General features: G+C 39.2%; 26 protein-coding genes. 19 read left to right on the top strand and 7 right to left on the bottom strand.

The features are described from left to right. Positions 1–102: 102 nt before the first annotated feature. Positions 103–942: a transposase gene (locus CD001_RS13250; protein ID WP_096188171.1), complete on the top strand. Its 840-nt coding sequence runs from the start codon at positions 103–105 to the stop codon at positions 940–942. A 135-nt stretch (positions 943–1,077) separates the two neighbouring features. Here CD001_RS13250 and CD001_RS13255 read toward each other — a convergent pair whose 3' ends face one another. After that, positions 1,078–1,965, bottom strand: coding sequence for a hypothetical protein (locus tag CD001_RS13255; RefSeq protein ID WP_096188172.1), 888 nt, complete (start codon positions 1,963–1,965; stop codon positions 1,078–1,080). Continuing rightward, complete coding sequence (locus tag CD001_RS13260) at positions 1,946–2,509, bottom strand: RNA polymerase sigma factor (protein WP_257009808.1); 564 nt, start codon at positions 2,507–2,509, stop codon at positions 1,946–1,948. The genes CD001_RS13255 and CD001_RS13260 overlap by 20 nt, the downstream gene beginning before the upstream one ends. Positions 2,510–3,210: 701 nt before the next feature. On the opposite strand from CD001_RS13260, the gene CD001_RS13265 reads away from it, so the two are divergent. The 5 genes from CD001_RS13265 (at position 3,211) to CD001_RS13285 (ending at position 8,981) form a co-directional block, all read left to right on the top strand. Further along, positions 3,211–3,393: a hypothetical protein gene (locus tag CD001_RS13265; RefSeq protein ID WP_096188173.1), complete on the top strand. Its 183-nt coding sequence runs from the start codon at positions 3,211–3,213 to the stop codon at positions 3,391–3,393. A gap of 192 nt (positions 3,394–3,585) precedes the next feature. Next, on the top strand, positions 3,586–5,346 hold the full coding sequence (locus CD001_RS13270; protein ID WP_096188174.1) for an ABC transporter ATP-binding protein: 1,761 nt from the start codon (positions 3,586–3,588) through the stop codon (positions 5,344–5,346). Continuing rightward, complete coding sequence (locus CD001_RS13275) at positions 5,343–7,358, top strand: ABC transporter ATP-binding protein (protein ID WP_096188175.1); 2,016 nt, start codon at positions 5,343–5,345, stop codon at positions 7,356–7,358. The genes CD001_RS13270 and CD001_RS13275 overlap by 4 nt, the downstream gene beginning before the upstream one ends. Positions 7,359–7,646: 288 nt before the next feature. Beyond that, positions 7,647–8,135: a GNAT family N-acetyltransferase gene (locus tag CD001_RS13280; protein WP_096188176.1), complete on the top strand. Its 489-nt coding sequence runs from the start codon at positions 7,647–7,649 to the stop codon at positions 8,133–8,135. Positions 8,136–8,252: 117 nt separating this feature from the next. Next, positions 8,253–8,981 carry an urease accessory protein UreH domain-containing protein gene (locus tag CD001_RS13285; RefSeq protein WP_096188177.1) on the top strand — a complete coding sequence of 243 codons (729 nt, stop codon included), beginning with the start codon at positions 8,253–8,255 and terminating at the stop codon, positions 8,979–8,981. 550 nt (positions 8,982–9,531) lie between these two features. Here CD001_RS13285 and CD001_RS13290 read toward each other — a convergent pair. Continuing rightward, positions 9,532–10,083, bottom strand: coding sequence for a transcription repressor NadR (locus CD001_RS13290; protein WP_096188178.1), 552 nt, complete (start codon positions 10,081–10,083; stop codon positions 9,532–9,534). Continuing rightward, positions 10,073–11,221, bottom strand: a complete 1,149-nt coding sequence (locus tag CD001_RS13295) for an IscS subfamily cysteine desulfurase (protein ID WP_096188179.1) — start codon at positions 11,219–11,221, stop codon at positions 10,073–10,075. Before CD001_RS13295 ends, CD001_RS13290 begins: the two co-directional genes overlap by 11 nt. An 87-nt stretch (positions 11,222–11,308) precedes the next feature. Here CD001_RS13295 and nadB point away from each other — a divergent pair, with 87 nt between their 5' ends. The 13 genes from nadB to CD001_RS13360 all read left to right on the top strand — a co-directional run bounded on the left by nadB (position 11,309) and on the right by CD001_RS13360 (position 24,022). Then, positions 11,309–12,904 carry an L-aspartate oxidase gene (gene nadB / locus CD001_RS13300; protein ID WP_096188180.1) on the top strand — a complete coding sequence of 532 codons (1,596 nt, stop codon included), beginning with the start codon at positions 11,309–11,311 and terminating at the stop codon, positions 12,902–12,904. After that, positions 12,882–13,721, top strand: coding sequence for a carboxylating nicotinate-nucleotide diphosphorylase (gene nadC, locus CD001_RS13305; RefSeq protein ID WP_096190602.1), 840 nt, complete (start codon positions 12,882–12,884; stop codon positions 13,719–13,721). Before nadB ends, nadC begins: the two co-directional genes overlap by 23 nt. A 2-nt stretch (positions 13,722–13,723) precedes the next feature. Further along, entirely contained in the window at positions 13,724–14,827 is a 1,104-nt protein-coding gene (gene nadA / locus CD001_RS13310) for a quinolinate synthase NadA (RefSeq protein WP_096188181.1), read from the top strand. Between the two features lie 287 nt (positions 14,828–15,114). After that, positions 15,115–16,263 (top strand): acyl-CoA dehydrogenase, encoded by a 1,149-nt coding sequence (locus tag CD001_RS13315; protein ID WP_096188182.1) that lies wholly within the window; start codon positions 15,115–15,117, stop codon positions 16,261–16,263. 11 nt (positions 16,264–16,274) lie between these two features. Further along, on the top strand, positions 16,275–17,624 hold the full coding sequence (locus CD001_RS13320) for an acetyl-CoA carboxylase biotin carboxylase subunit (protein ID WP_096188183.1): 1,350 nt from the start codon (positions 16,275–16,277) through the stop codon (positions 17,622–17,624). Positions 17,625–17,650: 26 nt separating this feature from the next. Further along, complete coding sequence (locus CD001_RS13325) at positions 17,651–17,869, top strand: acetyl-CoA carboxylase biotin carboxyl carrier protein subunit (RefSeq protein WP_096188184.1); 219 nt, start codon at positions 17,651–17,653, stop codon at positions 17,867–17,869. 12 nt (positions 17,870–17,881) lie between these two features. After that, positions 17,882–18,775, top strand: coding sequence for a hydroxymethylglutaryl-CoA lyase (locus tag CD001_RS13330; protein WP_096188185.1), 894 nt, complete (start codon positions 17,882–17,884; stop codon positions 18,773–18,775). A 52-nt stretch (positions 18,776–18,827) separates the two neighbouring features. Continuing rightward, complete coding sequence (locus CD001_RS13335) at positions 18,828–19,604, top strand: enoyl-CoA hydratase (RefSeq protein ID WP_096188186.1); 777 nt, start codon at positions 18,828–18,830, stop codon at positions 19,602–19,604. Positions 19,605–19,624: 20 nt separating this feature from the next. Beyond that, on the top strand, positions 19,625–21,154 hold the full coding sequence (locus CD001_RS13340; RefSeq protein ID WP_096190603.1) for an acyl-CoA carboxylase subunit beta: 1,530 nt from the start codon (positions 19,625–19,627) through the stop codon (positions 21,152–21,154). A 97-nt stretch (positions 21,155–21,251) separates the two neighbouring features. Then, on the top strand, positions 21,252–21,944 hold the full coding sequence (locus tag CD001_RS13345) for a CoA transferase subunit A (RefSeq protein ID WP_096188187.1): 693 nt from the start codon (positions 21,252–21,254) through the stop codon (positions 21,942–21,944). 17 nt (positions 21,945–21,961) lie between these two features. Beyond that, the gene (locus tag CD001_RS13350) at positions 21,962–22,618 is read left to right on the top strand and encodes a CoA transferase subunit B (RefSeq protein WP_096188188.1); all 657 of its coding nucleotides are present in this window, start codon (positions 21,962–21,964) and stop codon (positions 22,616–22,618) included. Between the two features lie 465 nt (positions 22,619–23,083). After that, positions 23,084–23,284 (top strand): alpha/beta-type small acid-soluble spore protein, encoded by a 201-nt coding sequence (locus CD001_RS13355; protein ID WP_096188189.1) that lies wholly within the window; start codon positions 23,084–23,086, stop codon positions 23,282–23,284. 450 nt (positions 23,285–23,734) lie between these two features. Beyond that, on the top strand, positions 23,735–24,022 hold the full coding sequence (locus tag CD001_RS13360; RefSeq protein ID WP_096188190.1) for a hypothetical protein: 288 nt from the start codon (positions 23,735–23,737) through the stop codon (positions 24,020–24,022). 88 nt (positions 24,023–24,110) lie between these two features. On the opposite strand, the gene CD001_RS13365 is transcribed toward CD001_RS13360, so the two are convergent. The 3 genes from CD001_RS13365 to CD001_RS13375 form a co-directional block, all read right to left on the bottom strand. Beyond that, on the bottom strand, positions 24,111–25,202 hold the full coding sequence (locus tag CD001_RS13365) for an ABC transporter ATP-binding protein (protein ID WP_096188191.1): 1,092 nt from the start codon (positions 25,200–25,202) through the stop codon (positions 24,111–24,113). 156 nt (positions 25,203–25,358) lie between these two features. Then, on the bottom strand, positions 25,359–25,541 hold the full coding sequence (locus CD001_RS13370; RefSeq protein WP_096188192.1) for a hypothetical protein: 183 nt from the start codon (positions 25,539–25,541) through the stop codon (positions 25,359–25,361). A gap of 76 nt (positions 25,542–25,617) precedes the next feature. Next, positions 25,618–26,532, bottom strand: coding sequence for a PucR family transcriptional regulator (locus CD001_RS13375; RefSeq protein ID WP_096188193.1), 915 nt, complete (start codon positions 26,530–26,532; stop codon positions 25,618–25,620). Positions 26,533–26,668 lie beyond the last annotated feature (136 nt).

Below are 26,668 nucleotides of genomic sequence, written 5' to 3' on the forward strand. Positions count from 1 at the left end.
TCGTTTCCTATTTAGAAATGATGGTTATTTTTTCATCAGTTTTATCTGATTATTCAGGTAAATATAGTATCATATAGATAAAACGACTCGTGAGGTGATCGTGTGTTACGCCCCATTCGTGCAAAACAAGTTGAACTCGAAATGGTCTCTATCGATCAGTTAGTCCCAGACGACCACTTACTAAGAAAAATTGATGCCACAATTGATTTTTCCTTCATATATGACAAAGTAAAACCTTACTACAGTGAAGATAACGGTCGCCCACCAATTGATCCGGTTATGCTTTTTAAAATGATGTTTATTGGATACCTTTACGGTATCCGATCTGAAAGACAGTTAGAAAAAGAAATTGAGACAAATATTGCTTATCGATGGTTTTTAGGATTAAGTCTAACTGATTCGGTTCCTCACCATTCCACCATAAGCTTCAATCGGCATAAACGGTTTAAAGAAACAGACATTTTTCAAGAGATATTTGATGAGACCGTTCTTCTGGCTATGAAGCATCGTATGGTTGGCGGGAGAGCTTTATTTACTGATTCTACCCACCTTAAAGCCAATGCAAATAAGCGGAAATTCACTAAGAAGACGGTTCAAGTTGAAACACGCGAGTACATAGAAGATCTAAATAAAGCGGTTGAGGAGGATCGAAAAGCACATGGAAAAAAGCCCTTACCGGAAAGAGAAGAGATGGTAAAAGAAAAAGAGATTAAAGTCAGTACGACAGATAAAGAAAGCGGCTATATGTTCAGGGATGGAAAGCCGAAATTCCTCTATAAAAAAAGAAAAGAAACCATTGAGCGAAGCTTCGCGGATGCCAAACAGCTCCACGGGCTTCGCTACTGCCGGTTACGCAGCTTAAAGGGCGCATCAGAACAAGCGTTGATGACAGCGGCAGCACAGAACATAAAAAAGATCGCAAACCACCTCTCAGCGAGCTAAGAGGTGGTTTCGGCCATTCTTCACCGTAGGGTGAGCAAATTCTTCTGACGAAAATAATAAAGAGAAACCCGCACTTCTCAAAAAGTGTGGGTTTCTCGACAATCTGAAAAGTTCGGGGACCAGGTCCCCGAACTTTTATTCAAACATTAGTTCTTCGATGAAGGTGTTGTAAAAAAATGGTAACACACCATCGGCAACTTCTGTCGACATTTGATTTTCAATGATATAAATGTGTTCGTTCTCTTCAAATAACGCATAACTTCTTTGGAATCCATTCCCTACGAATACGCCTTGACGATCTGGCTCTTCCAATTCTGAAGCTCCTTGTGGATGTTGCTCAAAACCTTCTCTTTCATTCCGGTCAATCAACTCGGCTTCCAGATCATCTATCGATTGTCCGTCGTCACGCGTAATAGAAACGTGCGCGATGTCGGGGTTAATCTCTCCAGTCCCGCTGAAATCAGGGTAAAAGGTAACCACTTCCTCGTCACCAGAAGTATCATGGTCTGCAATCATATTTTCCTCGACATAGGTTGAAAATCCGAGACTTGGATGAACATGTAAGGAAAATGTATAATCAGCCGGCATTCCTTCAGGATAAAGAGTTCTTGTTATAACATCCTCACGGTTTCGAATAGCCGGTGATACATCAAGTATATCTTCTTGTGCTTCATCAATACCTGGTTCTTCACTGTCAATATCTTCTTCTATCACTTCAGGATCGTCCGATTCTTCTTCAGTAGGGGCATCTGTCACATCGCCCGTTTGCCCTCCGTTATGCTCTGGCTCTAGTTCCTGTTCCTGACCAATTTCTTCCGTGGAAATCAATGAACCAATTAACACAGCGCCGATTAACAGGGCAGCTATTGTAGCCGCAGTGACAGGCCAATATTGGAATCGTTTTTTCCGTTGTTTTTCTTCTTTAACTGCTTGAAAAATTTGTTTTGATGACGTCACAGAAGGGGTTTGATTATAATTATCTTTTAATTCCTTCATCCCTTTGTCAAAACGCTCTTGACTCATCAAAATGTCCTCCTTTCTCTAGCTGTGAACGGAGACGTTCTTTGCCACGCTTTAACCTTGTTTTTACCGTGGCTTCTCTCATGTTCATAATTTTTGCAATCTCACTAATCGATGCTTCTTGAAAATAAAAAAGTACAATTGGAATTCGATACTTCTCATCCATTATTTGAATCGTTTCATGTAAAATATTTGCGTCCTCAGATAGGTCCATGTTTTCCTCATAAAAAGCTGCGGAAGATGAATATAAGATTGATCTTTCGACTTTTTGCTTTTCGCGTTTATTTTTCCGGAAAAAATCTTTGGCGACATTTAATGTGACGCTGTAAAGCCATGTTGAAAACTTACCACGTGAATATTTATTAAGAAAACGATACACTTTTATAAATACTTCCTGTGTGACATCAGGCAAATCTTCCTCGCGAACCCCAATTTGTCTTGCAAACCTTTCGACGGTTGTATGATAAGCCTCAATGAGGTTATTAAATGCTTCATCATCACCTTGAAGAGCATTCCGGATCCACATTTTTTCACTTGTTTCTGACATGCTTTCCGGCCTCCTTTCACTTATGTAACAGAAGAAAGTATGAAAAGGTTTCAACAAATTCATTCATTTTTTGTGTCGAGATGTTCTATCTACTCCCACAGTTTACATGAAAAAAAGGAGAGATATACTTTTTTTATCGCGAATACATATAATGATAAGGATAATTGGAAAAAATTAAAAAAACTGTTGACTGAAAGTTAGGAAAAGTGCTACGATTTATGTTAGATTTTCCAAAAAAACAAAGGAGGACATGAGCATGATTTTATTCGGCGGTTTAACTAGAAAAAACTTCATAAATGATAAATCATGCTATGGCGAATAATCTCCTTATTTTAAATTTATGAGTGAAGTCGTACGTCATAGGTGATACTTGTGGTGTACGTCTTTTCATTTTTCGATATTATATTGTAATTTCACGCATACAATATTGAATGACTTAAGACACATGGGCACCATGCTCATGTGTTTTTTTATGCTAAGTAAGAAAGTATAAAATTTCAATTTCTCGATTGCTGTCTAGACTAGCAGTTTTCGTCTCGAGGTCGCTTCGCCCCGCCACTTTTCTTCCTGTCGGTAGCCCCAAAGAGCATTTACATCAGGAGCTTCCACATGGATGTGGTGACTTCGGCGTTCCCGCAGGACGCGGGGGTTATAGCCGAAGATCTGATCTAGCGATTTGCCTCGATGGACAGGACGTCCTAATGCCGGGCATGCCACAGGAAGTGGCGTATTGCCCGGTTGACGGATATAACCACAGAGCGATGCTAGAAGAGGAAGAGGCAGCGCTTACTCGTCGCAGGTCAAGAGTGTCGACGATAGGCGGGCGCCTTGCGCTTTTGTTCTTTATTATAAGTTTGTTATCGGCCGATGCCGTTGACATATAGAGGTTGTGTTCAAAGAAGTGCTTCTGCTCGTAGCAGAAAAAAACATTTTTTTTACACGAACTAAATGACTAAATTTTTGGAGGGATTTTGATGACTGTGAGATTGTTTATCCGTAATCGTCGTAAGACAGAGGAAGAAACGACTGGCGGCGGATAGCAGAACGGTAAAATTGAATAAGGAAGTGATGATTGAATGTTTTCTGTATTAGGGAAATTAACTTGGTTTTTTAAAAAACATTGGAAAAGATATACGTTGGCAATAAGCATACTAATCGTTGCCAGTATATTAGAAGTATTACCTCCTAGATTACTAGGGATGGTCATTGACGAAGTTCACCAAGGGCAGTTTACAAAGGAACGGCTCCAGTTTTATATAACTTTACTAGCTGTTCTTATGGTTGTGATTTATTGCTTAAACTATGTTTGGATGCGTCAGTTATTCGGAGGTGCATATATCATCGAACGGACGTTAAGGTCTCGTTATATGAAGCATCTAACAAAGATGACACCTACTTTTTATGAAAAAAATAAAACCGGAGATCTTATGGCTAAAGCAACGAACGATGTGAAAGCTGTATCACTTACGACAGGCTTTGGTGTACTCACACTGATCGACTCAACCGTGTTTCTCTTTATCATTTTGTTTATGATGACGTTTTTAGTGAGCTGGAAACTTACCCTTGCAGCATTTTTACCTTTGCCGATAATGGCCTGGCTCATGAATCGATATGGAAACCTCATTCATAAACGTTTTATGAAGGCGCAGTCCGCATTTGGCGACTTAAATGATCAAGTGCTTGAGTCGATTTCAGGTGTTCGCGTAGTTCGCGCATTCGTGAAAGAAAAAGATGATCAAGCGAGGTTTGAAAAACAGACAAATGACGTGTTGCAAAAGAACATTCAAGTTGCAAAAATTGACGCATTGTTTGAGCCGACGATTAAAATACTCGTCGGATTAAGTTATATGATTGGTCTTGGATATGGCGCACTCCTCGTATTCCGTAATGAACTTACGCTAGGACAACTCGTTTCATTTAATATTTACTTAGGGATGCTCATATGGCCGATGGCCGCATTTGGAGAATTGATGAACATTATGCAGCGTGGTAATGCGTCTTTGGATCGATTAAATACAACATTTGCATATAAACCAGATGTAGAAAATTCTCCGAAAACCACGGAAGTTAATCAACCAAACCAAATATATTTTTCACATTTGAACTTTATGTATCCTTCCGCAGACACGAAAGCATTGAAGGATATTCATATCAATGTTGCAAAAGGTGAAACAGTAGGGGTTGTTGGTAAGACTGGAGCAGGGAAAACGACGTTGTTTAAACAACTATTACGAGAGTATCCGATCGAAAATACAAAATTATTCATGTCTGGTAAACCAATTGAACAAATAGATTTAACACAATTAAAAAGCTGGATAGGTTATGTTCCACAAGATCAATTTTTATTCTCAAAAACGATTCGTGAAAATATCTTATTCGGCCGACCCGATGCAACAGAAAAAGAATTACAAAAAGTGATGAACTTAGCTTCGATTACAGCTGATATCGAAACTTTTTCAAAGGGGATTGAAACACTCGTTGGAGAAAAAGGGGTATCTCTATCAGGCGGTCAGAAGCAACGAATCTCAATTGCACGAGCTTTAATTAAAGATCCGGAAATCTTACTTTTAGACGATGCTTTGTCTGCTGTAGATGCGAAAACAGAAGCAGCGATTGTCTCGAATATTCGGGAAGAACGAGTAGGGAAAACAACCTTTATCGCAGCTCATAGGCTATCTGCTGTTCGTCACGCAGATATGATTATCGTATTAGAAAATGGTGAAATAACAGAACAGGGAACACATGAAGAACTAATGTCTCAGCGAGGTTGGTATGAAGACCAGTACACGAAACAGCAAATGAATGAAGATAAAAACGAGGAGGTGTATGCGGAATGAAAGATGTAGGAAAGAGACTATTTCGTTATGCACTCCATTTTAAAGGGAAGATCATTTTTGCTTTATGTTTGTTAGCAGTTGCTGCAGCTGCAGAACTGACCGGACCTTTCATTGCAAAAACGATGATTGATAATCATATCCTTGGAATTGAGCAGTCATGGATTGAAGCAGATGAAGGTGAAGCGACGTATCAAAATAGAGAATTTATTCGATCAGATCGTTTTGATGGTCAAGTTGACTCTGAAAGAGAGATTCAACTTTTGCAAATCGGATTAACCTACTATTTCATCGAAGAGCCGATCGAATTCGATGGAGAGCGCTCCTTTGAAAACGGAATATTAACGATTCAGCGTGGGGATGATTCTGTTAGTTATGCTGCTGAACCATTGACAAGAGCAGAAGTGTTCGAATTTTTCCGCTCCGAAATTCCTTATTTACTCATTCTAATGGGAGGGTACTTCGTTCTCATCTTGATTGCGGCATTTTTACATTACCATCAAAGTTTTATGTTGCAAACTTCTGCCAATCGAATTATTAAAAAAATGCGTGAAGACGTATTTGCGAAAGTACATGAATTGCCTATCCAATATTTTGACCGGCTGCCAACAGGGAAAATCGTTTCAAGAATTACAAATGATACGGAAGCAATTAGAGAGTTATATGTTCGTGTTTTAGCAACATTTTTTACAAGTATTATATACATTACCGGGATCTTTATAGCTCTTTTTTTACTTGATTCGTCGTTGGCATTCATGACATTAGCGATCATTCCAATCATCATCATCTGGATGATTGTATACCGAAAGTACGCTGGAAAGTACAACCGGATTATCCGTGAGCGTTTAAGTGACATTAATGGGAAAATCAATGAAAGTATCTCTGGTATGCCTGTCATTCAAGCGTTTGGACGTGAAAAAGAGGTAAGAAATGAATTCGAACAAGTGAACAAAGAGCATTTCAATTATAATCGAAAGCTTTTATCGTTAAATGCGATGACATCTTTTAACTTATTAAACTTGTTACGGAATGTAACATTTGTAGGCTTAATTTGGTATTTCGGGGGAGGATCAATAGGAGTTGGTACCGTACTGACTCTCGGTGTGTTATATGCATTTGTCGATTATATTAATCGACTGTTTGAGCCGATTAACGGAATCGTGAACCAGCTTGCTCAATTAGAGGAGTCCCGTATTGCCGGGGAGAGAGTCTTTAAATTAATTGACGAACCTGGAGTTTCGTTAATGGAAGGGCGAGTGCCAAGATTTAAAGGAGATATTGAGTTTGACCATGTATCTTTTGCTTACGAAAATGATGAATACGTATTAAATAACATTACATTCAATGCAGGAAAAGGTGAAACAGTTGCCTTTGTCGGACATACGGGATCTGGAAAAAGCTCGATTATGAACATTCTTTTCCGGTTTTACGACCATCAAAAAGGGAACATTCTTATAGATGGTCAAAATATCCATTCAATGACAAAGCAAGCACTGCGTGAACATATGGCGATCGTATTACAAGATCCTTTTTTGTTCACGGGCACAATTGCTACGAATGTAAGTATGAATGATCCTTCGATTGGGCGAGATGAAATCAATGCTGCACTCGAAAAAGTCGGTGCCGGAGATTTCATTCGTTCTTTACCTAATGGGATTGATGAAGAAGTAAAAGAAAAAGGGAGTACTTTTTCAGCTGGCCAACGACAATTGATCTCGTTTGCACGGGCACTCGTTTTTAATCCGTCTATTCTCATTTTAGACGAAGCAACAGCTAATATTGATACGGAAACAGAAGAAGTGATTCAACAAGCATTGGATGTTGTTAAAGAGGGACGCACATCCTTAGTTATTGCTCATCGTCTCTCAACGATTCGGAACGCAGATCAAATTATCGTGTTAGAAAAAGGTTCGATCGTTGAGCACGGAGACCATGAATCATTGATGGACGAAAAAGGCAGGTATTATCATATGTACCAGCTTCAAGCGGGAGCGAATAATCAATCTGCGAGTTAATGATGATAAACAATCAGCGATGCACCGGTTTTCAACAAGAGAGCCGGTGCGCTTTTAAATGACATTCTTTATAAACCACAGGCTTTGCTTATGAGAAAATAATGTATGTTTATTACTTTTTTATCAGTTGTTTACTGCTTTTTCGTAGGGAAAACCCGTCTTCATATAAGAGGGAGGTCTACCACTATATAACGAAAAAATTGTGTGGTAAAGGCTTGCGATGTCAGCCACGGGGCTCAAATGGATCATCCAATAATCTATTAAGGATATTTGTGGGAAGGATTAGTAATGAATACGATAAAGCTATTACCGAAAAGTGATATATCTCATGCAGTATTAACAGACTTTTTCATTTTTCACTGGGGAAGCACAGAGATGGTTTTATCCAGCGGGGTATATGATTGCAGTCAGTTAGATGGTTTTACAGTCATTAATGACAATCATGAAGTGATCGGTTTAATTACGTATATTATGAGAGAAAATGAGTGTGAAATTATTTCATTAGATAGTGTTGTAGAAAGAAAAGGGATTGGTACGCAGTTATTAAAAACTGTTGAAAAAGAAGCGAAAAAGAACGGGTGCGAGCTCGTAAAGCTCATTACGACGAATGATAATATGGCTGCGCTGAAATTTTATCAAAAACGAGGGTACTGTTTAGCAAAAATATTCAATCATGCCGTTGAGGAAGCGAGGAAGTTAAAGCCAGAGATACCGTTAATTGGGAATGATTGTATTCCAATCAGGGATGAAATTCTTCTAGAAAAAATGTTAACGTAAACGCACATGCAGATCCATGGCCGCTCAAAAAATTGTCAACAAATTCTTCACAATTATAAACGAAAGATTTGATAGAATAAAACTACGAATTTATGATGAAGTTTAGGAGTTACTCAAATGTTTCATTATGTTGAGCAAATTAGTCAATTTTTAAGAGAACCATTCATGAATGCAGCACAAAGTGTTGAAACAATGCCAATTTTATTTGCTTTTTTACTCGGGCTTGTCGGAGCACTGGCACCTTGTCAATTTTCAGGAAATATAAGTGCAATTACATTATATGGGACAAACTCTTTAAACAAAGGAATCTCTTGGTCAGATACGTTCTTTTATGTAATAGGGAAGGTAACAGCTTTTTCCGGTCTTGGATTGATTGTTTTTCTTTTAGGCCAAGAGTTTCAGCAGCAGCTACCATTATTTTTTGAGCCGATGAGAAAAATACTAGGGCCAATTTTAATTATAATTGGTGTGTATATGCTCGGTCTATTTAAAATGCGTTGGACATTAAATTTATGGAATAAGCAAAATAATCGAAAACGAAAAGGGAAATGGGGCGCATTTATGCTCGGTTTTAGTTTTTCGTTAGGCTTTTGTCCGACGATGTTTATTCTGTTTTTTGTTTTGCTAATGCCGATGACGCTAACGACAGCATATGGGGCAGTTCTACCAAGCTTATTTGCGATTGGTACATCGATCCCATTTCTAGCAGTTATCATGATTATTTGGTATTTAGGTTTAAGTGGAAAAGTGATGAAAAAAGGAAGAAAAATAGGTTTAATTGTACAAAGAACGGCAGGAACGATCATGATTATGATCGGAATTTTGGATATCGTAACCTTTTGGTAAAGAGGTAATAATAGGCGGGGACAAAACATTTTTAATAAAGTAAAAAAGATTTCGGTTATCGTGTTTGATAACCGGAATCTCTTTTGTTTACATAACTTTAACCTGATGTTGTTAATTGACAAAATCCACAAGACGCCAGCGCATCACGGGCTTCCACAAGGATGTGGTGACTTAGGCATTCCCGCAGGACGCGGGGGTATTAGCCGGTTGATGTAGACACCTACAGAGCAATACTAGAAGAGAAAGAAGCACTGAAGATCCATCGAGGCGGTTTCTCCCGATTTAAAAAGGGGCGTCCTCAAAATACTTGTGGCATGGACCAAATGAATAAGGTCCCTTAATGGGCTCTGCTAGCTAAGGAAGAAAGTATAAAATTTCAATTTTTCGATTGATGTCTAGCTTCAGCGCCCATCGACTTGAGAAACTTCCCTCACCTCGTCTACGATAAGTCGTGAGCGAAAGACAAGCTTTCGGCACTCCTTTATCTCACTCGGCTCAGTCCAGTTTTCTTCGTCGATAACCAAAGGCGCTTGCGCTTTTCTAATTGACCTTAATTTTTCAACTCTCCTTCTACTAAATAGCCATGCTCTCGTAATGCGTTGATCGCATCATCAATGTCTTGTTCTGTTTTAGCTTCAATCGTATGCAAATGTAGTCCGTTCGTCAATTCAGATAAATAAGAGGCACCAGTCCGCTCGATATTTTGAATAAACTGCTGTACTTCTTTACGATTACGAACCATTATTGAAGCTGTGATGTCACCGTAAATCGGATGTTCAACTTTAACATCCTTGACTAATACCCCTTGGTCAACGAGGAGGTTAAGTTCATCTTCAGTCTGTTCAGGCGTATGGGAACAAACAACGAGTTTTTGAAATGGCATTAACGATTCGTCATTTTCAGATAAAATGTATCCTTGACTCGTTGCCATAATCGGGATGTTTTTAGCTTTCAACAATGAAATATCTTGAACAATGACTTGGCGGCTGACATTTAATTCATCCCCTAGTGCACTCCCTGATTGTGGATAATGGCGTTCCTTCAATAAAGATAATATCCGTTGTCTTCGTTCTTCCCCGAGCCATTTCTTTTTAGTTGACACGCATGATTCCCTCCTTTTCCTTCCAACAGTTTCGAATCAACTTTGCTGCTTTTATCATATCATCTTTTGTCGTATCAATCCCGGGAGAAAGGCGAAAAAAACGTTTCGCTTCCTGAGGCGATTTCTTTAATGCTTGCATCGTTTCAGAGGCGGTTTGTTTACCGGTTTGGCAAGCGCTTCCCGTGGAAATGCAAATGTTATGACGGTCAAGCGTCAGCATGACGTATTGACCTTCTAACCCGTAAATACTCATTCCGATAATGTATGGGCTCGTATGATCTTGATTCCCTTCCACGTGAATGATCCCGCTAATATCAGATAATTCATCAAAAAAAACTCGCTTCAAATCCTCAAGCCTATGATAATTATTAGTCATGTTTTCATTCATATCGAGCGAAGCACTTGTAAAAGCAGCGATGCCTGGTGTATTGAGCGTTCCAGGTCGAAATCCATTTTCATGTGTCGTCAAAGGATTGAGTGGTTTCCAGGAAGCACCGGCACGTAAAAAGACCGCACCAACTCCTTTAGGACCGTATATTTTATGACTTGAGATTGAAATCGCATCAAGGTGGAAGGCTCCAACGTCGATTGGTATTTTTCCAAATGACTGAACACAATCACTATGAAACAAGACGTTTTTCTCACTAAGGAGAGAACCAATTTTTGCAAGCGGTTGTATTGCGCCAATTTCGGAATTGACATGTTGAACGGAGGCGAGAATCGTATCTGGCCTCAGAGCCTGTTCTAATTGTGATATTTGAATAAGTCCGTCTTGATCTACGGGCAAATAAGTTACATCTACACCATTGCACTCTAGTGTTTTAAAAAAAGAATGAACGGATGGATGTTCAACTTTTGTCGTAATCACATGATTTCCTTTATGTGAATTCGCTTCAAAGAGTGCTTGAAGTGTGCGCTGATTCGCTTCCGTTCCTCCGCTAGTAAAGTAAATTTCGTTCGTTTTAGCATGGATGATAGTCGCAATTGATTCTCGGCACGAATGTAAAAGTATCTTTGATTTTTCACCTAGTTCATGGAGACTGCTCGTATTAGCGAAATAATCTTGATTTGCTTTCATATAAGAATTCATGGCGTTTTCTGACATCGGTGTAGTCGCTGCATGATCTAAAAATATCATTTTTTTCCTCCGCTCATAAATGTCTTGTCATTAGTTTAAATTTATGTAAATATAGGTGTCAAGACATATGTAAAGGAAAGATGTAAAATGAGTAAGCAAAGTGTCATAATAGTCGGGGCAGGGATGGCGGCACTTGTAACGGCATCGATCCTTAGTCTAGAAAAGAATGTGAAATTATTCTCAAAAGGTCCGTTAAAAAATGGTGGGAACTCTTGGAGAGCACAAGGTGGTATAGCTGCCGTGATGAACGATTTTGACAGTACGGCAAAGCATTATGAAGACACTCTAGAGGCGGGGGGTTACCACCACAATCATGAAGCGGTAAAGATATTAGTTGAGAAGGGCCCAAAACTGCTGCAAGAATGGATGAAGGATGGCATGCAATTTGATAAAGATGACAATGGTGAATTGTCACTTGGCATGGAAGGTGCACATAAAAACAGACGTATTTTACATGCTGGAGGAGATCGGACAGGAAAATATTGTATGGAATACCTCCATAGAGAACTACCTGGAAATGTAGAAGTGATTCAGGAACAAGCCATCGACTTATTAGTAAAAGAAGGTAAATGTTATGGTGTTATGACAAAAAAACAAAATGGATCCGTCCACTTTTATGAAGCTGAAGCAACTGTTTTAGCGACTGGAGGATGCGGAGGATTATATTCATATACGTCAAATGACCCTTCACTTATCGGTGAAGGATTAACGTTTGCATACCGAGCTGGTGCCAAAATGTCGGATTTAGAGTTTATTCAGTTTCATCCGACAGTGATTCATCATGATGGCAACATATTCGGTCTAGCCTCTGAAGCTCTCCGTGGAGAAGGAGCTGTTCTCATTGATGATGAAGGAAACGAGATCATGCTACATATTGACCTTCGTGGTGATCTTGCTCCGAGAGATATTGTCGCAAGGACTGTTTATAAAAATGAGCAAGCAGGTAAAGGAAATTATTTAGACATCTCATCAGTGAATCATTTTAATGAGCGATTTCCAGGTATTAAAAAAATATGTGAAGAGGCAGGAATAGATTTATCGAAAAAGCGGATTCCAATCACAACCGGTGCTCATTTCCATATGGGAGGAATCGTAACCGATATCCATGGCAGATCATCAGTGGAACATTTATACGCTGTAGGTGAAGTAGCTCATACAGGGGTGCACGGAACGAACAGGCTTGCAAGTAACTCTCTTCTAGAGGCGGTCGTTTTTGGAACGCAAGCTGCAAATGATATTTTAATGAGGAAAAGCAGCTCGGATTCCCGTTTCATGAAAGACTATGTCGATGAGTCAATGAAACTAGGAAAAGAGCCTGATCTGCCAACAAGAACTGAAATAAAAAAGCAAATTTCTCAAGCATTAGGAGTTACCCGTCATGAAGCAGATTTGAGGCAGTTAATCCAGTGGATTGAAACGAAGCAGTTTCATAGCTGGAAAGGCCATTCCAGAATGAACTGGTCTTTAGAAACGATTGAAAGAGCTGCAATGATAACGACCGCATGGCTCATCGCTCGCTCGGCTCTAACACGAGACGAAAGCAGGGGAGCGCATTATCGGACTGACTATCCATCTGTAAACAAAGAATGGAATTATATCCAATTAATACACATAGGAGAAAACTTGCAAAAAGAGAAACTAGAGGAGTTGAATCGATGTGATAAACAAGTGGCTGCTACGTGAACAACTAAAAGAATTCTTTAAAGAAGACATAGGGTTTGGTGACCGGACTTCTCATTGTATTTTTGGGCAAGAAACAGCAGAAGTTCAATATGTAGCAAAAGAAGATGGGTATTTTTGTGGTGAAGATATTTTAAGAGAGGGATATGCCCTCATTAATCAAAATATCAATTGGAGCTTAGAAAAAAAAGATGGAGACCAGTTTGAAGCTGGTGATATGATTGCTACTGTTACAGGTCCTGTCACGGATTTATTATCATCAGAGCGTGTCCTGTTAAACTTGATCCAAAGAATGAGCGGGATTGCAACGATGACAAATAAAGCTGCTCAACGGCTGCAAGGTGTGAAGACAAGCGTTTGTGATACTCGGAAGACGACGCCTGGTTTAAGAATGCTTGAAAAGCATGCAGTAGAGTGTGGCGGGGGAACCAATCACCGGCTACGCCTTGATGATGGCATTTTAATTAAAGATAATCACATTGCTAGCTGCGGTTCAATAACGAAGGCGATCGAAAAAGCACGGAATAGAGCTGGACATATGGTGAAAGTTGAAGTGGAAGTGGAGGATGAGGACAGTGTGAAGGAAGCCGTTCTAGCAGGAGCTGACGTCATTATGTTTGATAATTGTACGCCGGAGCAAGCAAGGCAATGGCAGACATTTGTCCCAGAATCAATAAAAACAGAAGTATCTGGTGGAATTCAGCTCGATCAAATAGAGGACTATGGAAAAAGTGGTGTTGACTTCATTTCATTGGGAGCACTTACCCATTCAGTTAAGGCTGTCGATATAAGTTTAAACATTAGGAGTGAGGAGTTGTGAGCATGAACTTATTCGATCTTCAGGAAAAAACGTTGCCAAACCACTATAAAGAGATGACGAATGATCAATTACGGGAACGTGCTACACAGTTGAAGAAGAAATTAGGAAATGATTTATTTATTCCAGGTCACCATTATCAAAAAGATGAAGTAATCGAATTTGCGGATTCTACTGGTGACTCATTGCAGCTTGCACTAGTATCTGCTAAAAATCAGAAAGCAAAGTATGTGATCTTTTGTGGAGTACATTTTATGGCTGAAACAGCAGATATTTTAACAAATGAACAGCAAACCGTGATCTTGCCAGATATGAGAGCTGGTTGTTCAATGGCTGATATGGCGAATTTACATCAAACAGAAAAAGCGTGGGAAGAATTAACAGCTGTATATGGAAATACAATCGTTCCGATGATGTATGTGAACTCAACCGCTGATATTAAGGCATTTGTCGGTCGCAATGGTGGTGCAACATTAACTTCCTCAAACGCCAAAAGCATGCTGCAATGGGCATTTAAACAAAAAAAGCGTGTACTTTTTTTACCTGACCAGCATCTTGGACGAAATACCGGTTATGATTTAGGAATCCCTTTGCACGAAATGACTGTGTGGGATCCGTTAAAGAACGAAATCATTGCGGATAAAAAAAATACAATTAGCGAGACGAAAATGATTTTATGGCGCGGTCACTGTTCTGTACACGAAAACTTTACGGTTGAGCACATTGAAGAGCTTAGACACCACGAACCTGACCGTAGAATCATCGTTCACCCTGAATGTACGTGGGATGTTGTTCAACAGTCAGATGATTCAGGCTCAACGAAGAAAATTATCGACACGATTGAAAGTGCTCCATCAGGAAGCAAGTGGGCGATCGGTACAGAAATGAATTTAGTGAACAGACTTATAAAAAATAATCCAGATAAAGATATCGTTTCTTTAAATAAGGAAATGTGTCCTTGCTTAACGATGAACCGGATTGATTTACCTCATTTCGTCTGGGCTCTTGACTCGATTGATCAAGGGAACATGATAAATGTCATTAAAGTAGAGCGAGATATTGCTGCAGATGCAAAAAACGCGATCGAACGAATGTTTCAATTTGTATAATTTTATGAATGTGTGAACTGCCACCCTTTCCAATCATACCAAAGGTTTGGAAAGGGTGTTCATCTATTCACATATTTTTTAAAATTACAAATTGATTGTCAATTCAGAAAATGTTTTTTATAATAGACTTAATTATTTGAGAGGATTCTGAACGATTGCTCAGTCAGTTTGAAATCCTCTTTAATTATACAAAAGGGCTCGTGTTAACTTAGGCATTTTCAATCATGAATGTTATCGAGCTATACAAAATAATGAAAGCCTTTACATAAGGCGGAGGAGAGGGGTTCATGGATTTTTCATTAACGAAAGAACAAGTGATGATTCGCGATATGGTTCGAGATTTTGCAGAGAAAGAAGTAAAGCCAATAGCAGAAGAAGTAGACCGTACTGAAAAGTTTCCGATTGAAAATTTTAAGAAAATGGGAGAATTAGGACTCTTAGGAATTCCATTTCCAGAAGAGTACGGCGGGTCTGGTGGAGATACGATTTCTTATATATTAGCTGTGGAAGAAATCGGGAAAGCATGTGGAAGCACTGGGCTGAGCTATGCAGCGGCAGTTTCATTAGGAGCGTCGCCATTGTACTATTTCGGTACCGAACAACAAAAACAAGAACATCTCATTCCATTAGCTAAAGGGGAGAGTTTAGGATCATTTGGACTAACAGAGCCAAATGCTGGCTCTGATGCTGGGGGAACAAGAACGAAAGCAGTACTTGATGGAGATGAGTACGTCATAAATGGAGAAAAGTGTTGGATAACAAATACGAGTTATGCGAGAACAGTCATCGTAACAGCTGTCAACGGTGTCGATGAGCGCGGGAAAAGAAAAATATCTGCTTTTATCGTTCCTACCGATGCAAAAGGTCTAACGATTCGCAGCGAGTATGAAAAGATGGGCGTACGTGGTTCGAATACAACAGAACTCGTTCTTGAAGATGTCCGAGTTCCAAAAGAAAACATTTTAGGGGATCCAGACAAAGGGTTTGGTCAATTTTTATACACACTTGACGGTGGAAGAATTTCAATTGCTTCATTAGCTGTCGGGGTCGGCCAGGCAGCATATGAGGCTGCACTTGAATATAGTAAGGAGCGTAAGCAGTTCGGGAAGCCAATCGGCAGTTTCCAAGCGATACAATTTAAATTAGCTGATATGGCGATGGAACTTGAGCTTGCTAGAAATATGGTTTATAAAGCTGCATGGCTAAAAGATCATGATAAGCCGTTTAAAAAAGAAGCGGCTTACGCAAAACTTTTTGCTTCTGAGGCAGCAATGAGAGCTTGTAATCAAGCGATTCAAATTCATGGAGGATACGGATATATGCGTGAGTACCATGTTGAACGTTATTTACGTGATGCAAAGCTTCTTGAGATCGGTGAAGGAACGTCAGAAATTCAACGAATGGTTATCGCCCGAGAAATAGGGTGTCCAAGATAGGAGGATGCGGAATGTATAACAAAATCTTAATCGCGAATCGTGGAGAAATTGCTGTTCGAATTATTAAAACATGTCAGAAGTTAGGAATAAAAACGGTTGCTGTTTATTCTGAAGCAGATAAAGAGAGTATGCATGTAAAGATGGCAGATGAGGCGTTCCTTTTAGGTCCGCCTCGTGTAAATGAAAGCTATTTAAATATGGATCGTGTACTAGAAGCAGCGAAAACGTATCATGCTGATGCGATCCATCCAGGTTATGGTTTTTTATCAGAGAATACAGAGTTTGCGAAGAAAGCAGCAGAAGAAGGGATTGCCTTTATCGGACCAACATCAGATGTCATTCAAAAAATGGGGAATAAAATCCAAGCAAGAGAAACAATGGTTCAAGCTGGTGTGCCAGTTATTCCGGGAAAAACACTAATTGATACAAATGAAGCAACTGTTCTTAAAGCTGCCAGAGAGATCGGATACCCGGTTATGCTAAAAGCAGCTGCAGGAGGTGGCGGAATTGGCATGCAAAAGGTTGACCACGAGGAAGAGATGATGAAAGTACTTCCATCCGTTATGAAAAAAGCCGAAACATTTTTTGGCTCTGGAGAAGTCTACTTGGAAAAATTCATCGAAAATCCCCGGCATATTGAAGCCCAAATTGCAGGAGATGAGTCAGGAAATGTCGTATGTCTAGGTGAAAGGGATTGTTCGATTCAACGACGTCATCAAAAAATCGTTGAAGAAGCTCCTTCAATATTTTTATCAAAAAAAGGAAGAGAGAAACTTTTTGATGCTGCAGTGAAGGCTGGGAAGTCAATTGGTTATACAAATGTAGGTACAGTTGAGTTTTTAGTAGATGAAGGTGAGAATATTTACTTTTTGGAAATGAACACACGCTTGCAAGTTGAACACCCTGTAACAGAAGAGGTAACTGGACTTGATCTAGTAGAATGGCAAATTCATTTATCAAGAGGCAGTGAAATATCCTCATTACAAGGACGTAAAACTTCATACACACATGCGATTGAAGTAAGAATTTATGCAGAGGATCCAAAAACATTTTTCCCGTCGCCTGGTAAGCTGGTCAAATGGGAGTTTCCTAATATGGATGGGATTCGTTATGATTTTGGAGTCAATGAGGGAATGACTGTATCACCATTTTATGATCCGATGATCGGGAAAGTTATTGCGAGAGCTTCTTCTCGATCTGAGGCGATCGATTTGCTTACGTATTGTCTCGAACGCTCGAATGTAGAAGGGATTAAAACGAATATTCCAATGCTATTGGACACACTTCGCCATTCTATATTTAAAGAAGGTAAGGCAACGACGAATTTTGTGCACGAACATTTTAAATTAACTTCAAAATAAACTGAACAACTTGAGGAGGAACGATCATGTTAGAAATCAAAACGACGATGGCAGGTAATGTTTGGAAAGTACAAGTATCCCCGGGTGAAGAAGTTACGATAGGTCAGGAAGTTGTCATTTTAGAATCTATGAAAATGGAAATTCCGATTACTGCGGAGGTTGAAGGAATTGTCGATGAATTAAGAGTAGAAGAAGGCGGGTTTGTTAACGAAGAAGATGTACTGATGACGTTAAAAGAGAAATAGGGGGATCTTTTTGTGAAGCTGCCGGAAAAAGTACAAATCAAAGAAGTTGGTCCGCGTGATGGTCTGCAAAATGAAAAAGAAAACGTTCCAACAGACGTAAAAATAGCGTGGATTAATCAGCTAAGTGAAACAGGACTTAACTATATTGAGATTTCATCTTTTGTACATCCGAAGTGGATTCCAGTTTTAGCTGATGCAGCAGAAGTTGCTGTACAAATTAAACGAAACCCTAATGTTACGTATGCAGCATTAGTTCCTAATCGAAAAGGACTTGAGCGAGCGCTGGCAGTTGACATCGATGAAGTTTCTGTCTTTATGTCAGCAAGCGAATCACACAATAAGAAAAACATTAATAAATCAATTGATGAAACATTTCCAGTACTTCAAGAAGTTGCGGACGGAGCATTAAAAGGCGGTAAACGGATACGGGGCTATGTCTCGACCGTCTTTGGCTGTCCTTACGACGGACATGTAAATATTGAAGACGTTAAAAAAGTTGTCTACAACTTGTTAGAAATGGGTGTTTACGAAATTTCTCTCGGTGACACAATCGGTATTGCGAATCCGAAACAAATGGATGCTGTTCTAGATGAATTATTGGTCGAGTTCCCAAGAGAGAAATTGGCGTTACATTTACATGATACGCGCGGAATGGCACTTGCTAATACACTTGTCGGAATCGAAAAGGGAATCACAACTTTTGACAGTGCAATTGGTGGTTTAGGAGGGTGTCCTTATGCAAAGGGAGCTACTGGAAATGTTGCGAGTGAAGACTTAGTACATATGCTCCATCAAATGGGGATTGAAACCGACATCGATCTCGATAAATATATTCATGCTGCGACATTTATTGAAAACGCTCTAACTAAACAACTGCCAAGCCATCAGCTTCAAATGATACGGTAAAGGGATCGTATTCCCTTCTATATTAGCTAGGTTCACGAAAGGTTGGTTTTAGATGGAATGGATTGAGGCAAAAGTTGAAGGTCATATCGGGTATATATCGTTAAAAAGAAAAGAAGCGGCAAATGCCCTTTCACAAGCAATGCTTAGAGAGTTTATGACTCAATTAAAAGAATGGTCTTTTAATAAAGAGATCCGAGCAGTCATTATTACAGGAGACGGTGAAAAAGTATTTTGTGCTGGAGCGGATTTACGCGAACGCAAGGAAATGACAGAGAAGGAAGTTCATCAAGCTGTAGCGAGCATTCGTGAGACAGTTAATCTCATTCATGACTTTCCAGTTCCAGTAATTGCTGCAATAAATGGTGCTGCTATCGGTGGCGGATTAGAACTTGCTTTAGCGTGTGATATAAGAATTGCTGCAGTAAATGCAAAAGTCGGCCTCTCTGAAACGACATTAGGCATTATACCGGGAGCAGGAGGTACACAACGTCTCGCTAGAGAAATTGGATTACAACGAGCAAAACAACTTATTTTTACGGGTGATACATTAACGGCTGATCAAGCATATGAATGGGGTCTTCTGCTTAAAGTTGTCCCATTCAATCAGCTGATGCAAGAGGCAACTGAGTTAGCCGGTAAAATTGCCCAAAATGGACCAATCGCAGTGAAGCAAGCAAAGTTTGCAATTAATCACGGGACCGAAGTCGACTTAGTAACTGGGCTTGCAATTGAAAAGAACTCATATGAAGTAGTCATCCCGACAAAGGACCGTTTGGAAGGGCTACAAGCATTTAAAGAGAAAAGGAAACCTCAATATAAAGGGGAGTAATGAGTAGAAAGGGTGACACGATGAGTCAAGAGAACCGTTGGAACAAAATTGTAGAAACAATTGAAAAAGGCGGAGCAGAAAAATATCATGAATCGAATGAAAAAAAAGGAAAAATGTTTGTCCGTAAACGATTATCACTCCTTTTTGATCATGGTGAATGGAAGGAAGACGGTAAGTTTGCTAATTGTCAGGCAGAAGGCCTTCCGGCAGATGGAGTTATTACAGCAATCGGAAAAGTTCAAGGAAAAACAGTTTGCGTGATGGCAAATGATTCGACTGTTAAGGCAGGCTCTTGGGGAGCACGTACGGTGGAAAAAATTATTCGAATTCAAGAGACTGCAGAAAAAATGGAAGTACCTTTGCTCTATTTAGTCGACTCTGCCGGGGCAAGAATTACTGACCAAATTGAAATGTTTCCGGGTAGACGTGGCGCCGGAAGAATTTTTTACAACCAAGTAAAATTGTCAGGAAAGATTCCGCAAATTTGTTTATTATTTGGTCCTTCCGCTGCAGGTGGAGCGTATATTCCTGCTTTTTGCGACGTAGTCATGATGGTAGATGGAAATGCTTCAATGTATTTAGGTTCGCCAAGAATGGCCGAAATGGTTATTGGAGAAAAAGTTTCTTTAGAAGAAATGGGTGGTGCCCGAATGCATTGTTCTGTTTCAGGGTGTGGAGATGTCCTTTGTGAAACAGAAGAGGATGCAATCGAAAAAGCGAAGTCATACTTAAGCTATTTTCCTTCGAATTATTTAACGTTACCTGACGCTGCAGCTCCTGTTGCACCGAAGGAAATGGATAAATCGCTCGAAGAACTCATTCCTGAAAACCAAAATGCCGCTTTTGATATGCACCAATTCATTGACGGTATCGTTGATGAAGGCAGTTTCTTTGAAATGAAGGAGCTTTTTGCCAAGGAACTGATTACCGGATTTGCAAGAATTGATGGCAGAAGTGTTGGAATTATAGCAAATCAGCCAAGACAAAAGGGTGGGGTTCTATTCCATGATTCTGCTGACAAAGCTGCTCGCTTCATTACATTGTGCGATGCTTATCACATTCCATTACTATTTTTAGCAGATGTACCTGGATTTATGATCGGAACAAAGGTGGAACGTGCTGGTATTATTCGCCACGGTGCAAAGATGATTTCAGCAATGTCAGAAGCGACCGTACCCAAAATATCAGTTATCGTTCGCAAAGCATACGGTGCAGGGCTTTATGCGATGTCAGGACCTGCATTTGAGCCGGATTGCTGTATTGCATTGCCTTCAGCTCAAATTGCGGTTATGGGTCCTGAAGCAGCAGTGAATGCCGTATATGCAAATAAAATTCAATCCCTTTCACCAGAAGAGCGCCCAGCATTTATTCAAGAAAAGCGTAAAGAGTATCAAGAAAATATCGATATTTATCGTTTAGCTTCTGAATTAATTATCGATGATATCGTGCCAGCAAATGAATTACGCAATGATTTAGTGAGCCGTTTTGATTTGTATTCTTCTAAGTACCAAGTTTTTACTGACCGAAAGCATTCTGTGTACCCGGTTTAAACAAAACTTTGCATATCGCCCAGTGTTAATGGGAAAGCCTTAGTTGCAGTTATCCGATCATCCATAGGCTTTATTCAAAAAAGAGGAGGGAAGCGAAATGAAAGAGGTTTACACGTCTTTTGAAGAGGCAGTAAAGGACATTCGAGATGGAGCCACTCTTTTAGTTGGCGGATTTGGCCTTTGCGGTATTCCTGAAAACTTAATTAAAGGATTAAGAGAAACAGGTGTAAAAAATTTAACGATTGTTTCAAACAATTGTGGTGTTGATGACTGGGGACTCGGATTGTTACTCGAAAACAAACAGATTGATAAAATTATGGCTTCATACGTTGGAGAAAATAAAGAATTTGAACGACAAGTGTTAGCAGGAGAATTAGAAGTAGAATTAATTCCACAAGGAACATTAGCTGAACGTATTCGTGCAGGTGGTGCAGGGATTCCAGCTTTTTATACCCCTGCAGGAGTCGGAACGAAAATAGCAGATGGAAAAGAAGTGCGTCAGTTTAATGGTAAAGAGTATTTGTTAGAAAAAGCAATTACGGCTGACTTTAGTTTAGTACGTGCGTATAAAGGTGACAAACACGGAAATTTAGTCTATCGTAAAACAGCGCAAAATTTTAACCCAATGATTGCAGCTGCAGGAAATGTAACAATTGCTGAAGTCGAGCACCTTCTTGAACCAGGTGAAATAAATCCAGAACACATTCATACCCCAAGTATTTACGTCAATAAATTGATTGTTGGAGAGCAAGAAAAGAGAATTGAAAGAAAGACGGTTGCAAATACGTAAAAAAGGAGGGGAAATTAATGAGTGTTGATCGAAAATTAATGCGCGAAAAAATAGCAAGAAGAGCTGAAAAAGAAATACATGACGGGGACTATGTAAACTTAGGAATTGGTATGCCGACAATGGTCGCAAACTATATAACGGAAAATAAACAAGTCATTCTTCAATCAGAGAATGGGCTCTTAGGGATTGGGCCATATCCTAAAGAAGAAGAATTGGATGCAGACTTAATTAATGCAGGAAAAGAGACAGTTACAGCGATTGATGGTGCATCTTACTTCAGCAGTGCTGAGTCATTTGCTATGATTCGAGGAGGGCACATTGATGTCGCGATTCTCGGTGCGATGGAAGTAGCAAAAAATGGAGATTTAGCAAACTGGATGATTCCTGGAAAAATGATTAAAGGGATGGGCGGTGCGATGGATCTCGTTCATGGCGCCAAAAAAGTCGTGATTATAATGGAGCATGTAAACAGAAACGGTGAGCCTAAAATTTTGGAAGAATGCTCATTACCTTTAACAGGTAAAGGTGTCGTAGACAGAATTATTACAGACCGTGCTGTCATTGATGTGACAAAAGATGGACTTGTTTTAAAGGAAATACTCGGAGATTACACCTTTGATGATATTCAAACAGCTACTGGAGCTCCATTAAAAAATGAGATAAACGAAACGTGAAAACGAGCGAATTCGCTCGTTTTTTTTCTAGGGTTAAGAAAGTACTCTCGATTGCTGTCTAGTTTCAGCGATGAGCGTTACATCACGAGCTCTAACACGGATATGGTGACTTCGGCGTTCTCGTAGAATGCGGAAGGTTTATCCGAAGAAATGATCTAGCGATTTGCATCGACAGACAGGACGTTCTAATGCCGGGCATGCCACAGGACGTGGCGTATTGCCCGGCTGACGGACATAACCACAGAGCGATGCTAGAAGAGGAAGAGGCAGCGCTTTTCGCCGATAGGCGGGCGCCTTGCGCTTTTCTTAGTGAAAGACTTTAAAAAAACTTGGAGGAGCCATGAAGCTTAATCGACCACTAACTTACGAATCAATTGTAAATACTTTCTAGTGGAATCTTCGTTTTATTTTTACATACCTATCGAAGTTTGAAACAAACTATGTTTACGACAGGAGGTGAGAAACATGGCACAAAACAACAATTCTAATCAATTAGTAGTACCAGGTGTGCAACAAGCTCTTGATCAAATGAAATATGAAATTGCTCAAGAGTTCGGAGTAGAATTAGGCGCTGATGCTACATCTCGCGCGAACGGGTCAGTTGGTGGTGAAATCACTAAGCGTCTTGTTCAAATGGCTGAACAACAATTCAGTGGTCAACAATAATAAAAGTTAATACATGGCTGTAAGGGAATGGACAAGCTCCATTCCCTTTTTATAGGATAGGAAAGTATATAACTTCTTCCTCTCGATAGATGTTGAGCTTAAGCGAAGAGCGCACATCACGAGCTTCCAAACGGATGCGGAACTTCGGAGTTCCCGTAGGTCCGGGCGCTTTAGCTGAAGGTCTGATCTAGCGAGTTGTCTCGACGGACATACTACGAATCCTTACTAGAAGTAAAGCAAGTTTTCGACACTCCTTTATCTCACTCGCTCAGTCCGACGGAAACGGACGTTCTAGTGTCGGGCATGCCACAAGACGTGGCGTTTTGTCCGATCAGTTTTCTTCGTCGATAACCGAGGCACTTGCGCTTTTATTATAATTGATTGGAGGAAGGGGAAGGATATTCATATTCATATTCAAAACATTGCTGTTAAAAAAGATAGGTGAAGAATATGGAGCTTACAATTTGTCCCTTATGTAATGGGTTTGAATCATTACATATAAAGTGTGAAAAATGCAATTCACAATTGCTTGATCAAGGAAGAATGGCTGATTATTACGATGATTATAGTGCATATGAACCCATTAATCTAATCAAGTTGGAAAATGGAATTAGTCATGATTATCGTTTAAATAAATGCGCTCACTTCGTATTCTGTTCTACTTGTCAGCAGGCATCGATTTTACTTGTTTCTGAACTAAAAGAGCCTCCCGACGACCAAAACGAAGGGAGACTCTAATAAAAATCAGGTACCTTAGTTTTTATTAAAGAAAATGTTCAATAAGAGGACAGCTGTAACTTTCGTTATTGAACATTTTCTATGGGGGTTATCGTAAACGCTCTTCAGTTTCCGGATCAAAGAAATGCGCTTTATTCATATCAAATGCAACTTTTAATGTGTCTCCACCGTGTACGTCTGTACGGGAGTCTACACGAGCAATAAAGTCTTGGTCAGCAACTTTAGAGTAAAGGAATGATTCTGCACCCATAAGTTCAGCTACATCAATTTTTGCATCAATTTGTGCACTTTCTGCTGATTCCAAAAATACAGGTTCGTCATGAATATCTTCAGGACGAATGCCTAAAATAATTTCTTTATTATTGAACTTTTCAATTGGCTTCATTTTACCTTCAGGAATTTTAATACTTAAATCTCCGAGTTGGAAATGGCCGTCTTTTAACGTTCCAGTTAAAAAGTTCATTGAAGGGGACCCGATAAATCCACCGACAAATACATTTTCGGGATAGTCATAAATGTCTTTTGGACGCCCAACTTGTTGAATAAGGCCATCTTTCATAACAACAATTCGGGTTGCCATTGTCATCGCTTCTGTTTGGTCGTGAGTAACATAAATCGTAGTTGTTTGTAAACGCTGATGAAGCTTCGTAATTTCAGCACGCATTTGTACACGTAGTTTTGCATCTAAATTTGAAAGAGGTTCATCCATTAAGAATACTTTAGGGTTACGAACGATCGCACGTCCTAATGCAACACGTTGACGCTGACCACCAGACATTGCCTTTGGCTTACGATCAAGCATCTCTGTTAATCCAAGAATTTTTGCTGCATCGCGTACACGTTTATCAATATCGTCCTTTTTAAATTTTCGAAGCTTTAGTCCGAAAGCCATGTTATCATAAACATTCATGTGAGGATAAAGTGCATAATTTTGGAATACCATAGCAATGTCACGATCTTTAGGTGCTACGTCGTTTACGACGTCATCTCCGATAAAAAGTTCACCTTTAGAAATATCTTCAAGTCCGGCAACCATTCGAAGGGTCGTAGATTTACCACAACCAGATGGACCAACAAATACGATAAATTCTTTGTCTTCAATTTCTAAATTAAAATCAGTTACTGCTTGTACATCACCATCATAGATTTTGTAAAGACTTTTAAAAGTAATATCTGCCATATGATTCCCTCCAATGAAACTGTTATTCTGTTAATCTAGTTATAGTTTATCTTGAAAAGGCTTACAAAACTATTGTAAGCGTGCACAAAAAATAATCGGAACATTTGTGCAACATGCAAATAGGTGAGGCAGACTAGTAGTCCTCTCACCTTTCGATTAATTATTCCTGTTGTTAAGCTGATCTTTTAAAGAGTCAATCTTATCTTCCATTCTCGCTAATCTTTTGTTATTTTTTGCACTGTTTACTATAAAGTATATGATCAATCCGATTAACCCAAATATGGTGAATAATGAAATGAGTTGGTATATAGCATCGATATAGCTGAACTCAGAAATCATGACGTACACCTCCGTAAAAAGGATTTAGTAATGATACCCTATTTTAACATAAAATTCCTATTGCATTGAAGTTTATTTAATCTCGTTTCTCGTTTTGTAGCATCGTTAATATAAAATAAACAGCTATGGCATTTGGAAAGTGTTTTATATCGATTGACGTTCTTTCTACAAATTTCTCAACACGATATTGTAAAGAGTTTCGGTGCATAAACATTTTCTTTGCAGCTAAAGATGTATTCATATTACATTCTAAATATGTTTTAATACTTGATAATAAAGAATGATCGTCTTTAACTGGCTCAATAATTTTAAATAAAGATTTTTTCGTTTTATCTGTTAAATCTCCCATGATCATATGAGAGATGACTTCTTGTTCTAAAAATGTTTTCTTTTTAGGAGATGTGTGGTGCGCAATATCAAATGCACTTTTTTCCCATTTGTATCTTGCTTTTACTTCTTTATGATTTGTTACGGGGGAACCTGTGTATAAAAATAGCTGTACGAAGAAGTCTGATGTTATCGTATCGATAATGGATTCTTCAATGTCTTCAGTTTCTTCTGAAAAATCGTCCGATTGCTGAAGCAAAACGCCTTCTAACTTGTTTTTCCACAAAAATATATACGATGAAGAAAAGAGACTGAGCATTGCTTCTTCAAATTCCATAGCGTCACTTAGATCTCCTTTTAATTGAAAGTGGATATATCTAAAAGGATAGGGGAGGTCAATAAGCGACTGCTGATCAACTTGCTTGTCATAAAAAAGGTATGATGAAAGCATTTCATGTAAAGGTGACTGATGATTCATACTCTGATTTTGCGATTTACTAAAGAGAACTTCCAGTATATTGATTTCATCTTCAGAAAGCTTCCTTTTGTCTAATATTAATACTTCCCCATGGTCGTCCTCTAAAGATAGTTTTAATGAAGCTGGAATATGTATTGGTTTTTCTGCAATAGCATGAGCGTAATTTGATTTTAATTTACTTAACACGACAGACCATTCTCCTTCATCCTCGAGGGTTATAATGGTTTTATTATAGTTTAATTAGTATGTGAACGCTAGAAAGAACAAAAGCACCTAAGATACATTTCGGCGCTTTTGTTCTTTATGAGGATGTTCAAAAAGT

It is taken from the genome of Evansella halocellulosilytica, assembly GCF_002335745.1.
In the GTDB taxonomy this organism is placed as follows: Bacteria; Bacillota; Bacilli; order Bacillales; family Salisediminibacteriaceae; genus Bacillus_CA; species Bacillus_CA halocellulosilytica.